The sequence below is a fragment of the Mesorhizobium sp. M0514 genome (assembly GCF_040321145.1).
Taxonomy (GTDB): domain Bacteria; phylum Pseudomonadota; class Alphaproteobacteria; order Rhizobiales; family Rhizobiaceae; genus Mesorhizobium.
Map to the genome: position 1 here is coordinate 60,257 of NZ_JAMYQZ010000023.1, position 13,148 is coordinate 73,404.

The window sequence follows — 13,148 nt, forward strand, 5'->3', positions numbered from 1 at the left end:
TCAGGGAGGGATAAGGCAACCGCGCCGGATGGCGCGATTGCCTGATGGACGCGATTAGCTGGGATCGCGGCCCTGCATGTACTTGTTCAGGTCGAACGAGTCGGCATTCTCCTTGGTGATGACGGCAAAGCCGTTATCGGCGAAGGGGATGCTCATCGGGTTGTGGCCCGACGTCTTGTAGTCGTTGAACGGGTCGATCAGCTCCGGATGCGCCGCCATGAAGGTGGCTACGAAGCCGAGATAACCCTGCATGCCCTGGTTCGGGCTCAGCGCCATGTGGATGTTGCCGGCCTTGATCTGCTCCAGCGTCGCCGGGGTGATGTCGGCGTGCATGATCAGCACCTTGGCCTTGGCTTCGAGAACGGCCGCGACCGCGCCTTCGGCCGAACCGGCTTCCGGAATCCACAGCGCCTTGAGGTTCGGGTTGGCTTGCAGCATCGAGGCCACCGCCTTGTTGGCGACATTGGCGTCCTGATTGGAGGCCTGGCGTCCGACCAGCTTCATCTTCGGATAGTTCTTGGCGAGATAGTCGATGAAGGCGGTGACGCGCAGATCGTGGTTGCTCTGGCCGGGGTTCTCAAGCACGCCATATTCGGCGTCGTCGCCGACCTGCTTGACGATCTCCTCGGCGGCAAACTTGGCTTCCGCCAGATTGTCCGAGGTGATGTAGGAGACGCGCTTGGATTTTGGCGAGTCGGCGGCGAAGGTGACGACGGTGGTGCCGTTCTCGATGGCGCGGTTGATCGGCTCGATGAACGGATCGGCCTGCATCGGGTGCAGCAGCACGCCGGCCGGCTTCTTGATCAGATCCTGTTCGAAGGAAGCGATCTGCTTGGCGATGTCATAGTCCGGCGTGCCCGAAAACACTGTCTTGCAGCCCATCGCCGCAGCCGCCTGCTTGAAGCCCTGATAGACCGGCACCCAATAGGGATGCGCGGAGACCATGACGTTCATCACGTAGGTCTCATCCGGCTTGCACTGAAACTTGCTCTCTGCCGACGCTGGCATCGCCAGGGTCAACGTCATCACAGCGGCGCTCAGCGCGCCCACCAGCCCAATCCTGTTCATTCTCTCCTCCGGGTTCCCCGACGATGAAAGCCTCGTCGCATCAGCTTTGCAAGAAATTTCATAAGATGAAATCTCTGGCGAGATTGAATACGGCGGGATTTATGGCATGTCAATGATGGCGAACGAAATATCAGTATGTGAAATATCTTGCAGGTGGGTCGGGTGGATGCGAAGTCGGCGTTATCGCCAAGCGGTTGCACCATCAGATGCCCGTGACGAGCGACCTGAACCCAGGACGTCCGATCTCGGCGTCTGGATGATTAGGGGGCCAGCTCTGTTTTCTCATCAGATACAATTCTTGCGTGTTGAAGCAACGCCGGAGTTCTCCTATCGTCGCCGCAATTTTCGGGGGAATTCGACATGCCTTTCCTGATTGCTATTCTCGGCGTGCTGGGAGCCGGGGCGTTCTGGTGGTATCGCATGAAGGCCATGAACGAAGCCGCGCGCGAGGTCGCCGACGTCGTCGGCCGCGTCCAGGGCAACATAAGGCGCAAGAAGCTGCGCAAGCAGGCGGCGCTGTCGCCGCTGACGGCGATCGACGATCCGGTGGTGGCGGCAGCAACGCTGATCATGGCAATCGCGGCGGAGCATGGTCCGATCCTGCCGAAGCGCGAAACGGTTATCCGCGAGGTGATCTCGCAGATTGCGGACAACCAGAAGAAGACCGATGAAGCCGTCGTCTACGCCAAATGGGCCGCGGCGCAGATCGACGACACGACGATCGTCATCGACAAGCTGGCGCCCTTCCTGCGCGAGCGCCTCGATCCGCATGAGCGCGAAGACCTGCTGCAGATGCTGGATCGTGTTGCCAAGAGCGGCGAGCAGAGTTTCAAGGTCGCCGACCAACGCATGCTGCGACTGCGGCAGAAGCTGGGGTTTGAGGTCAACTGACCTCGGTCAACATTGATCTTGAACGGAAGGCGGTCGTCCCCACATCAATGGGACGGTACCCCCAAACCGTCAAGGCACAGATGGAAGCAATTGCGTACGTGGCTGCGGAATTGGCCGATCTGATCGGCATGCTGTTTGGTGACAGATTGCGCAAATCCCACGCCGGCAGGCTGGTGGTCGGCACGCTGGTCGCCATTGTGGTCTTCTACTACCTTGTCTGGCTGCTAGATCGCCTCCCCCTTCAATAGTCGCGGTGTGCCGTTGGACAACCCCGACGCCTGGCGGATGAAGAACTCCTTCAGCCTGGGCATCCGTTCGACAAGGCCGAGGCCTATGTCGCGGAGCTGGCGCAGCGGGCCGATGTCGTTGGAAAACAGCCGGTTCAGCACATCTGTGGTGACGCCCATCTGCACCGTGTCGAAGCGGCGCCATTGCTGGTAGCGCTCGAGCACGTCGAGCGCGCCGATATCCTGTCCCAAGCGATCGGCCTCGACCACCACTTCAGCAAGGGCCGCCACATCCTTGAAGCCGAGATTGAGGCCCTGGCCGGCGATCGGGTGGATGCCGTGCGCGGCGTCGCCGGCAAGCGCGATGCGCGGGGCGACGAAGGCGCGCGCGATGGTCAGGCCGAGCGGCCAGGCGCGCGGCTTGTCGGTGACGCGGATTTCGCCGAGCTTCAGGCCGAAGCGCAATTCAAGCTCCTGCTCGAAGACGAGGTCGTCGCCCGAGACCAGCTTTTCGGCATCCTCGGAACGTTCGACCCAGACCAGCGACGAACGGTTGGTGCCGTCCTCGGTCGGCTTGAGCGGCAGCGTTGCAAACGGGCCGGCCGGTAGAAAATGCTCTTCGGCGCGGCCATTGTGCGGGCGCTCATGCGCCACCGTGCAGACGATGCCGGACTGGCCATATTCCCATTTCACCGTCTTGATGCCGGCCATGTCGCGCAATTTGGAATTGACGCCGTCGGCGGCGACCAGCAGCCGCGCCTCAATCGCCGCGCCGTCGGCCAGATGCACGGTGATGCCGACGCCATTGCCGTCGAACGATGCGACCGCGACACCTTCGATGATGTCGATGCCGAGCTTTTGCGCGCGGTGGCGCAAGGCGCCGTTCAGGTCCTTGTTGGCGACCATGTGGGCGAACGGTTCGCCCGGCGCGACCTCGCCATCGAAGGTGAGAAACACCGGACGCACCGGATCGGCGGTGCGCGAATCGGTGACGATCATCTCGGTGATCGCCTGCGATTGCCCGACGATTTCCTGCCAGATGCCGAGCTGGTCGAGCATGCGGCAGGCGGCGGCGGCGATCGCCGAGGCGCGGCCGTCTTTCTGCCAGACGCCGGGGGGCGCGGCATCGACGACGGCGACAGCCAGGTTCGGCCGCGCCTGTTTCAGCGACACGGCGGCGGCGAGGCCGACATAGCCGGCGCCAGCGACCAGCACGTCGAGCGGGGTTTTTGCGTCCGGGTTGCGGTTCGCCATGTCAATTCCTTTCGAAGTCTCGACCATCCCCGCCCACTGGGGCATTCCGGCCTTGACTGCCCGCCATTCCTGTCGGAAACCGCCATAGCATCTTACGGCGAGGTCACGAAGCATGACGGCGGCCATGGACGAGCTTCTCAGCATTCTCGACCTCGAGCAGCTGGAACACAATCTGTACCGTGGTCGCAGCCCCAAGCTCGACTGGCAGCGCGTTTTCGGCGGCCAGACCATCGCCCAGGCGCTGGTCGCCGCGCAGCGCACCGTCGAGCCCGAGCGCCACGTGCATTCGCTGCACGGCTATTTCATGCGGCCCGGCGACACCAAGGTGCCGATCGTCTACGAGGTCGACCGCATCCGCGATGGCGGCTCCTTCACCACGCGGCGCGTGGTGGCGATCCAGCACGGCCAGGCGATCTTTTCGCTGGAAGCCTCGTTCCAGCAGGACGAGGTTGGCCTTGAGCATCAGCTGCCGATGCCGCGCGACGTGCCGCCGCCCGACAGCCTGTTGTCGCAGCGCGAATTGCTGGGCAAGTTCGGCGAGGCGGTGCCGGACGGCATCAAGCGCTACTGGGAGCGTGACCGGCCGATCGAGATGAAGCCGGTGATGCTGAAGCATTACACCAGCCGCGAAAAGCTGGAGCCGCAGCAGAACATCTGGATCCGCACCACCGGCCCGGTGCCGGCCGACCGCGGCATCCAGGCGGCGGTGCTTGCCTACCTCTCCGACATGACGCTGCTCGACACCTCGACCTTTGCGCACGGCCGCGCCATTTTCGACCGCGACATCCAGGCGGCGAGCCTCGACCATGCGATGTGGTTCCATCGCAGCCATCCGCTCGATGATTGGATCCTGTACACGCAGGACAGCCCCTCGACGCAGGGGTCGCGCGGCTTCACCCGCGGCTCGCTGTTTGCCCGCGACGGCACGCTGATCGCCTCGGTTGCCCAGGAAGGCCTGATCCGGCTGAAGCGGCCGCCTGCGGAATAGGCATTTTCGAAAAATTGCCTACTTTTTAATCAGTGACTGTCCGTTGACAGTGCGCGCCGTGGCGCCGGGACTCGAGCGATCCGTTTATTTACAATGAGTTAACGCCCTGCTTCGGCAACTGGCACGGAGCTTGAATCCTGTTGGGCACTCTCCGGGCTTTTTGGGATCGGTGAAGGTGTGCAAACGCGGGGGACCGCAACAGCAAAGGGTGAAACCTTATGAAAATCGTGATGGCAATCATCAAGCCGTTCAAGCTCGACGAGGTGCGCGAAGCGCTCACCGCCGTCGGCATCCAGGGCCTGACCGTCACCGAAGTCAAAGGCTACGGGCGTCAGAAGGGACACACGGAAATCTATCGCGGGGCGGAATACGCGGTCAGTTTCCTGCCGAAAATCAAGATCGAAGTCGCGGTTAGCACAGACCTGGTCGACAAGGCCGTCGAAGCCATCACGGCGGCGGCCAAGACCGGCCAGATCGGCGACGGCAAGATCTTCGTCTTCGGCATCGATCAGGCGGTGCGCATCCGTACCGGCGAAACAGACACCGACGCACTTTGAGCGGCGAACACGTATTCCAATGGAGAGTTCAATGAATATACCTTCCACCTTGAAGTCAGTGGCGCGCTCCGCGCTGCTGGGCTCCTTAGCGCTCGGAGCATTGGGCACGGTTGCTGCCTTCGCGCAGGAGGCGGCTCCCGCCGTCGCGGCGGCAGCGCCAGCAGCGCCGGCTTTTACCGTCGACAAGGGCGACACCACGTGGATGATGATTTCCACCGTGCTGGTGCTGTTGATGACCATTCCCGGCCTTGCGCTTTTCTACGGCGGCCTGGTTCGTACCAAGAACATGCTGTCGGTGCTGATGCAGGTCTTCACCATCACCAGCGTGGTCATGATCATCTGGGTCTTCTACGGCTACAGCCTCGCCTTCACCCCGGGCAACGCCTTCGTCGGCGGCCTTTCGAAAATGTTTCTCTCCGGCGTCAACGTATCGACGCTTTCGGAAACCTTCAGCAAGGGCGTCGCCATTCCTGAACTGGTGTTCGTCGTCTTCCAGATGACCTTCGCCTGCATCACGCCCGCCCTGATCGTCGGCGCATTCGCCGAACGCGTCAAATTCTCCGCCTTGATCCTTTTCGTTATCCTATGGGTGACGTTAATCTACTTCCCGATCGCGCACATGGTCTGGTTCTGGGGCGGCCCGAGCGCCTATGCCGACCCGTCCGGCCTGATCTTCAGCTTCGGCGCCATCGACTTCGCCGGCGGCACGGTCGTTCACATCAATGCGGGCATTGCCGGTCTCGTCGGCGCGCTGATGATCGGCAAGCGCATCGGCTACAAGAAGGACATCATGGCGCCGCACTCGATGACGCTGACCATGGTCGGCGCTTCATTGCTGTGGGTCGGCTGGTTCGGCTTCAACGCCGGTTCGAACCTCGAAGCGAACGCCTATGCGGTGCTGGCGATGATCAACACCTTCGTCGCCACGGCGGCGGCGGCAGTGGCCTGGATCGTGCTTGAATCGCTGCTGCGCGGCAAAGCCTCCATGCTCGGCGCTGTTTCGGGCGCGGTCACCGGCCTCGTCGCGATTACGCCGGCTGCAGGTTTTGCCGGCCCGATGGGCGCTATCGTGCTTGGCATCGTCGCCACCTTCGTCTGCTACTTCTTCGTCTCGGTGGTGAAGAACACGTTCGACTATGATGACAGCCTCGATGTCTTCGGCGTCCACTGCGTCGGTGGCATCATCGGTGCGCTAGGCACTGGCATTCTGGTCAATCCCGCCCTCGGCGGCGCCGGCATCGTCGACTATTCGACGGCCGACTTCGCCGCCGGCTATGCCGGCACGGCCACGCAGCTCCTGGCGCAGGGCAAAGGCGTCCTGGTAACCCTGCTGTGGTCGGGCATCGGCAGCGCAATCCTCTACAAGGTCGTCGACTTGATCATCGGTCTGCGTCCGACAGCCGACGCCGAGCGCGAAGGCCTCGACCTGACTTCGCATGGCGAAGCGGCCTACCACTCGTAAGCCTTGCGGGGCGGCCTTGGCCGCCCGCAATCTCCCATCCCGTCGTGACGCTCCCGAAAGGAGTTCACGCTTTGAGGCCCGGGTCATTCCGGGCCTCTCTTTTTGGCAACCGTGCTGGCAGGCCTCGGTCCCTGCGCAATCACGTTCTAGTGATGGCCGCCGGCGGGGAGACGTCGACCGGATTGGTTCCGAACCGGTGAGACTGCCTACAGTGGAGTGAGCAAGATCGTGGCTCTGGGTGCGTATAGTTAATGCGGCCTTAACCTTCCCCCCGATAGTCTGACATCCGAATCTGCCGGAGTGCGTCATGCGCCCGGCCAGTCCATGACAGACGGGGAACGAAGCATGCGTTCAGGGGCTTCAGCACCGCTCGCGCTGACCGATACGGGGCACGGCATCCAGGCATTCGCGCGGCGCCAGGTCGGGCGGCTGGTCGGCGCCGGCCTGTTTGCGCTGGTCGCCTTTGGCGTCGCGGCGCTGGCGACCTGGAACGTCGCCGATCCCAGCTTCTCGCACGCCACCGACAACATCGTCACCAACGCCATGGGCTATGCGGGCGCGGTATTCTCCGACCTCGCCATGCAGTTCTTCGGCCTTGCCGCGGTTGCCGCCCTGGTGCCGGCGGTGATCTGGGGCTTTCTTCTGTTTTCGGCGCGCGGCGTCGACAGGCTGCCGAAGCGCGGCCTTGCCTGGTTCGGCTTCGCGCTGCTCGCGGCGGCGATGGCCGGCTGCGTGGTGCCGCCCAAGACGTGGCCGTTGCCGACCGGCCTCGGTGGCGTGTTCGGCGACATGGTGCTCAATATTCCGGGCCTGGTCATTGGCGGCTACCCGACCGGCATCGTTGCCAGCATCATTGCCATGGTGCTCATTGCGCCGGCGCTGTGGCTGTTTGCCTATGGCTCGGCGCTGATTGCGCGCAAGAACGGCTTTGCCGTCATGGAGCGCACCGCGGAGCCCGATCCAGAGGATGACCTGCTCTTCGACGAAGACGAGGACGAGGGCGACGAGGGGATACTGGCGCTCGGCGCCATTACCCATTGGTGGCTGTCTTTCCGCGCCTGGATGCATCGCCGGGCTGTGCGCCGCCAGCAGGAGCGCGACGAGTTCGAGCCGGAGATGGAGCAGCGCTCCACCGCATGGCGCCGCGCCGCCGAACGGGTCGAATCAGCGGAATTCGCCGAAGCGCGGATGAGCCCGGATGGCCGCGCCCGCGTCGAGCCGGAATTCTTCGCCGCCATGGTCAATGACCGCAGCGTTTCCGTCGATCCGGACGATGACGACGTCCTCGATGCCGGTTTCGACAATGGCGACGAGGAGGTCGAACTCGACGACGAGCCGGTCCCGCGCCGTGCCGCGCCGAACGCCAAGGTGCAAAACTTCCGGTCAGATGCGGCGACCCGCGTCGCCGCACCTGCGCCGCGTCCCGCTCCCGGCGCGCGCGTCCAGCGCGAGGCGCAGACCTCGCTGATCGGCTCGGAAACATTCGAAATGCCGTCGCTGCATTTCCTGTCGGAGCCGAAGAACGTGGTGCGCGACGCCAGCCTGTCCAAGGACGCGCTGGAGCAGAATGCGCGCCTGCTCGAAGGCGTTCTGGAGGATTTCGGCGTCAAGGGCGAGATTATCGCGGTGCGGCCCGGCCCCGTCGTCACGCTCTATGAACTGGAACCGGCGCCCGGCATCAAATCGTCGCGCGTCATCGGCCTGTCCGACGACATCGCCCGCTCGATGAGCGCGATTGCCTGCCGCGTCGCCGTGGTGCCCGGCCGCAACGCCATCGGCATCGAATTGCCGAATGCCAAGCGCGAGACCGTCTATCTCCGGGAGATCCTGGCCAGCCGCGATTTCGAGACGACCAAGTCCAAGCTGGCGCTGGCGCTGGGCAAGACCATCAATGGCGAGGCGGTGATCGTCGACATCGCCAAGATGCCGCATGTGCTGGTCGCAGGCACCACCGGCTCCGGCAAGTCCGTCGCCATCAACACCATGATCCTGTCGCTGCTCTACAAGCTGACGCCGCAGGACTGCCGGCTGATCATGATCGACCCGAAGATGCTCGAACTTTCCGTCTATGACGGCATCCCGCACCTTCTGACGCCGGTGGTCACCGACCCGAAGAAGGCCGTGGTGGCGTTGAAATGGACGGTGCGCGAGATGGAGGACCGCTACCGCAAGATGTCCAAGGTAGGCGTGCGCAACATCGACGGCTTCAACGCGCGCGTGCAGTTGGCTGAAAAGAAGGGCGAAAAAATCTCGCGCACCGTGCAGACCGGCTTCGACCGCCAGACCGGCGAGGCGATCTACGAGACCGAGAACCTCGATCTCGAGCCGATGCCCTACATCGTCGTCATCATTGACGAGATGGCCGATTTGATGATGGTCGCCGGCAAGGACATCGAAGGCGCGGTGCAGCGCCTGGCACAGATGGCGCGCGCGGCCGGCATCCATGTCATCATGGCGACGCAGCGTCCGTCGGTCGACGTCATCACCGGCACCATCAAGGCCAATTTCCCGACCCGTATCTCCTTCCAGGTGACGTCGAAGATCGACAGCCGCACCATCCTGGGCGAGCAGGGCGCCGAGCAGCTGCTCGGCATGGGCGACATGCTGTACATGGCCGGCGGCGGCCGCATCCAGCGCGTGCACGGCCCGTTCGTCGCCGACGACGAGGTCGAGAAGATCGTCGCCCATCTGAAGCTGCAGGGCGTGCCCGAATATCTCGACGCCATCACCGAGGATGACGGCGAGGACGATGACGAGCCGTCGGGCAAGGGCGGCGCTGGCGGTGGCGGCAACAGCAATTTCGAGGATTCCGACGATCCCTACGACCAGGCGGTCTCGGTCGTGCTGCGCGACGGCAAGGCGTCGACCAGCTATATCCAGCGCCGGCTCGGCATCGGCTACAACCGCGCCGCCTCGATCATCGAGAAGATGGAGAAGGAAGGCATTGTCGGCCCGGCCAACCATGCCGGCAAACGCGAAATTCTGGTGCCGACCGAAGACGACAAGTTCTGATCAGCCGATACGGCCCGGCGGCAACCTTGAACCTTTTGGCGCGTTACAGCGACTGAGCGCTGTCCGGCCCGCCAAACTTAAGTCTAACTGGGGGTCCACGGACTGCAACGAGACACACACCACACGAGAGTGACCGGCATGAAAAACGATCTTTCCGCGATCAGCGATTTCGCTCCAAACCGTCGCCAGTTGCTCGGCCTTGGCCTGATGCTTGCCGGCGCCGCGGCCATCAACGTCGTGCCGGGGTTCCAGCTCTTGGCCTCGGCGCAGGCGGCGGTGCCGCCGACGGCGCAAAAGATCGCCGACCATTTCTCCTCGGTCAAATCGATGAGCGGCGAGTTCGTCCAGTTCGGCCCCAACAACCAGCAGACCGGCGGCAAGTTCTTCCTTGAGCGGCCAGGCAAGATTCGCTTCAACTATGACGGCAAATCGAATTTCCGGGTGATTTCCGACGGCAAGTCGGTGGTCATCCTCAACAAGCGGCTGAAAACGTCCGATCTCTATCCGTTGTCGAAGACGCCGCTGAAGCTGTTGCTCGACACCAAGATCGACCTCTCGGGCGGCCGCGTCAAATCGATCAAGGAAGAGAGCGACCTCACCACCATCCAGCTTGCCGACAAGTCGGTGTTCGGCAATTCGAAGATCACCATGATGTTCGATCCGAAATCCTATGATCTGCGCCAGTGGACCATCACCGACGCGCAGGGCAAGGACACCACGGTGATGATCTACAACACCAAGGAAGGCGTCAGCTTCCCTGCGGATACGTTCGCCATCGACTATACGGCGAACCGCGAGCTGAACACCAACCACCGCTAGATCCGGTCAGGCCGGCCTGCAAATGGCGATCTCCTGCGCTTCCGGTGCTCACGTGGTTTAAGTACGCTCCGCTCCGGTTCTCGGCGACCACCATTTTCGACTCGGCCTGACCTGAATCAGGGCCGCCGCCCGCAAAGGCTGGCTTGTTTTTGTGGCGCTCGGCTGGCAGTAGAACGGCGACCTTGTTCGGATCGCCGCATGCCCTTCTCCATCGCCACCTGGAACATCAATTCCGTGCGCCTGCGCATGCCAATCGTCGAGCGGCTGCTGACGGAGCAGGCGCCCGATGTGCTTTGCCTGCAGGAGACGAAGGTTCCCGACGAGCTGTTTCCGGAAAAGGCGTTCCGCAAGGCCGGCTACGAGCACATCGCATTCCATGGCCAGAAGGGCTATCACGGCGTTGCGACGGTGGCGCGGCGGCCGATCGAGATTGTCGAGAAACGGCGCTTCTGCGAGATCGATGACAGCCGGCATCTGTCGGTCAAGGTGCAGGCCGGCGGCAAGGCAATCCTGGTCCACAATTTCTACGTGCCGGCCGGCGGCGACGAGCCCGATCCGGAGATCAACCGCAAGTTCCGCCACAAGCTCGATTTCGTTGCCGAGATGAACGCCATCCACGCCGCGCATGACGAGGTGTCGGCTTCGATCCTGGTCGGCGACCTCAACATCGCGCCGCAGGAGCACGATGTCTGGTCGCACAAGCAATTGCTCAACGTCGTCAGCCACACGCCGGTCGAGACGCAAAATTTCGACGCGATGCGGATCGCCGGCGACTGGGTCGACCTGATGCGGCTCGACGTGCCGCCAGAGCAGAAGCTCTACACCTGGTGGAGCTATCGCGCGCGGGACTGGGAAGCCTCGAACCGCGGCCGCCGGCTCGACCATGTCTGGTCGTCACCGAACCTGGTGCCGAGCTTTGCCGGCTATGAGATCCTGCGAGAGGCGCGTGGCTGGGAGCGGCCCTCGGACCATGTGCCGGTGATTGCGCGGTTCGACCTGGATTAGGCGTGCCGATATTCAGGTGAGGCCGGCCTGCAATGGCCGATACCTGCGCTTCCGGTGCGTACTTTGAGTACGCTCCGCTCCGGTTCTCGGTATCAGCCATTTTCGACTCGGCCTGACCTGAATCTCGACACACCCAAGCGTGAGCGCGGTCGCGGGGACCTACCCGCCAAACCTTGGGGCCAACTTCTCGATGCGGGCGATCATGGCCTGAAAATCATCGAGGATTCGCTGGTGCAGTTTCACCGCCACCTCGGGATATTCCTCCAGGATGCGGCGAAACATCTTGCGGCTCAACCTTATCACTTCCGAATCGGTCTCGGCTGAGGCGCTGGTCAGCCGTCTTGAGTCGGCGATCAGCGCCAGTTCGCTGAGGATCGTGCCGGGGCCGGCGGTGCCGATCGGGATGCGGTCGCCGTCATGCTCGCGGTAGAGCACGATGCGGCCACTGACCACGATATAGGCTGAGTCGGCTTCGTCATCCTCGCGGTACAGCTTGCGGTCGGCCTGCAGATGGGTGGCTTCGGCGCCGAAGGCGAGCAGGCGCAGCTGTTCCTGCGTGAAACCCTCAAAGAGCTTCACGGCGGACAGGATGCGGATGTCGTCATCCAGCGCCATCTCTAGCTGCGTCCCCGAACGGTCAGTCCAATCCCTCCTTTAGAGCGCCGCGTGTCCAATTGGACGCGCAAAGGACGCTCTAACACTTCAATCTGCGCAGCGGGCCGATCCAGGCTCCCCCAGCCGGATCCTCCCCGAAACAGTCCCGCCCCGACCGCTTATTGAACAATGAAAAGTTTAAGGAACCAGCTTGTAGCCGCCGCTTTCTGTCACAAGAATTTCAGCATTGGAAGGATCGCGCTCGATCTTCTGGCGCAGCCGGTAGACGTGAGTTTCCAGCGTGTGCGTGGTGACGCCGGAATTGTAGCCCCACACTTCCTCGAGCAGGACGTCGCGCGTCACCACCTTCTGGTCGGCTCGATAGAGATATTTGATGATCGAGGCTTCCTTCTCGGTCAGCCGCACCTTGCCGCCGCGCTGGTCGATCAGAAGCTTCTGGCTGGGCTTGAACGTGTAGGGCCCGACCGAAAAGGTGGCGTCCTCGCTCTGCTCGTGCTGGCGCAGTTGTGCGCGTATGCGGGCGAGCAGCACGGCGAAGCGGAACGGCTTTGTGACATAGTCGTTGGCGCCGGCCTCGAGGCCCAGAATTGTGTCGGAATCGGTATCGTGGCCGGTCAGCATGATGATCGGCGCCTTGTAGCCGCCCTTGCGCAGGATCTTCACCGCCTCGCGGCCATCCATGTCCGGCAGCCCGACATCCATGATGAGCAGGTCGATGAGCCCGCCGCGCGCCGCGGCGACGCCTTTGGCGGCGGTCGCTTCCTGCAAGACGTCGAATTCTTCGTGAAGGGCCAGTTGCTCGACGAGGGTTCCGCGCAGGTCGTCATCGTCGTCAACGATCAGAATGGTACGTGATGTCATGGATCAATCCATTGTTTTGAAAAGAATTTTCAGTTGACCGCCCCCCATTTATGCGGAAGCTGACCGGCGCAACAGTCCGATCACAGTGATTTGTTCCGTGACACGATCATACAAGAAAAAACGCGATCGCAATGCAGCCGGCGCAATTTTGCCGAAAGGGCTGCGTGTGCTGGTGGTTCGGGCGAGGCCGGGCAACCCCAGCCAGGGGATATTGCAGGCCGGCAGCAAGGTGTTTGCCTGTGCGCTCGGACGCGGCGGCATCTCGGCCAATAAGCGCGAAGGCGACGGTGCGACGCCGCTTGGCGAGATGCGGATTTTGTCAGGATATTTTCGGGGCGATCATTTCGCGGCCGGCCGCAAAACCCGGCTGGCGATGGCGCCGATCGGCG

At 62.9% G+C, this 13,148-nt stretch carries 12 protein-coding genes and 1 pseudogene; 9 read left to right on the forward strand and 4 right to left on the reverse strand.

Annotated features, from left to right (window positions below; all coding sequences use genetic code 11):
* Positions 1–54 precede the first annotated feature (54 nt).
* Positions 55–1,026 (reverse strand): substrate-binding domain-containing protein, encoded by a 972-nt coding sequence (locus NKI61_RS12335; protein WP_050587426.1) that lies wholly within the window; start codon positions 1,024–1,026, stop codon positions 55–57.
* A 402-nt stretch (positions 1,027–1,428) separates the two neighbouring features.
* On the opposite strand from NKI61_RS12335, the gene NKI61_RS12340 reads away from it, so the two are divergent.
* Together NKI61_RS12340 and NKI61_RS12345 are read left to right on the forward strand one after the other, a co-directional pair.
* Entirely contained in the window at positions 1,429–1,959 is a 531-nt protein-coding gene (locus NKI61_RS12340; protein ID WP_023698376.1) for a hypothetical protein, read from the forward strand.
* A gap of 98 nt (positions 1,960–2,057) precedes the next feature.
* Positions 2,058–2,207, forward strand: coding sequence for a hypothetical protein (locus NKI61_RS12345; protein ID WP_352839645.1), 150 nt, complete (start codon positions 2,058–2,060; stop codon positions 2,205–2,207).
* Here the strand turns inward: NKI61_RS12345 and NKI61_RS12350 are convergent.
* Positions 2,184–3,440, reverse strand: coding sequence for a ubiquinone biosynthesis hydroxylase (locus tag NKI61_RS12350; protein ID WP_352839647.1), 1,257 nt, complete (start codon positions 3,438–3,440; stop codon positions 2,184–2,186). The genes NKI61_RS12345 and NKI61_RS12350 overlap by 24 nt on opposite strands.
* Before the next feature lie 112 nt (positions 3,441–3,552).
* On the opposite strand from NKI61_RS12350, the gene tesB reads away from it, so the two are divergent.
* The 6 genes from tesB (at position 3,553) to xth (ending at position 11,283) form a co-directional block, all read left to right on the forward strand.
* Positions 3,553–4,428 carry an acyl-CoA thioesterase II gene (tesB, locus tag NKI61_RS12355; RefSeq protein ID WP_023687727.1) on the forward strand — a complete coding sequence of 292 codons (876 nt, stop codon included), beginning with the start codon at positions 3,553–3,555 and terminating at the stop codon, positions 4,426–4,428.
* A 218-nt stretch (positions 4,429–4,646) separates the two neighbouring features.
* Positions 4,647–4,985, forward strand: coding sequence for a P-II family nitrogen regulator (locus NKI61_RS12360; protein ID WP_023670499.1), 339 nt, complete (start codon positions 4,647–4,649; stop codon positions 4,983–4,985).
* 13 nt (positions 4,986–4,998) lie between these two features.
* Positions 4,999–6,447 (forward strand): ammonium transporter, encoded by a 1,449-nt coding sequence (locus tag NKI61_RS12365; RefSeq protein ID WP_373420142.1) that lies wholly within the window; start codon positions 4,999–5,001, stop codon positions 6,445–6,447.
* A gap of 345 nt (positions 6,448–6,792) precedes the next feature.
* The gene (locus tag NKI61_RS12370) at positions 6,793–9,459 is read left to right on the forward strand and encodes a DNA translocase FtsK (RefSeq protein WP_352839649.1); all 2,667 of its coding nucleotides are present in this window, start codon (positions 6,793–6,795) and stop codon (positions 9,457–9,459) included.
* 138 nt (positions 9,460–9,597) lie between these two features.
* Positions 9,598–10,278: an outer-membrane lipoprotein carrier protein LolA gene (locus tag NKI61_RS12375; protein WP_023683897.1), complete on the forward strand. Its 681-nt coding sequence runs from the start codon at positions 9,598–9,600 to the stop codon at positions 10,276–10,278.
* 198 nt (positions 10,279–10,476) lie between these two features.
* Positions 10,477–11,283: an exodeoxyribonuclease III gene (gene xth / locus NKI61_RS12380; protein WP_023698380.1), complete on the forward strand. Its 807-nt coding sequence runs from the start codon at positions 10,477–10,479 to the stop codon at positions 11,281–11,283.
* A gap of 159 nt (positions 11,284–11,442) precedes the next feature.
* Here xth and NKI61_RS12385 read toward each other — a convergent pair whose 3' ends face one another.
* Complete coding sequence (locus NKI61_RS12385; RefSeq protein WP_023670494.1) at positions 11,443–11,898, reverse strand: cyclic nucleotide-binding domain-containing protein; 456 nt, start codon at positions 11,896–11,898, stop codon at positions 11,443–11,445.
* 177 nt (positions 11,899–12,075) lie between these two features.
* Positions 12,076–12,759 (reverse strand): response regulator transcription factor, encoded by a 684-nt coding sequence (locus NKI61_RS12390; protein ID WP_352839651.1) that lies wholly within the window; start codon positions 12,757–12,759, stop codon positions 12,076–12,078.
* 145 nt (positions 12,760–12,904) lie between these two features.
* On the opposite strand from NKI61_RS12390, the pseudogene NKI61_RS12395 reads away from it, so the two are divergent.
* Positions 12,905–13,148, forward strand: a pseudogene (locus tag NKI61_RS12395) (L,D-transpeptidase family protein); the annotation flags it as partial.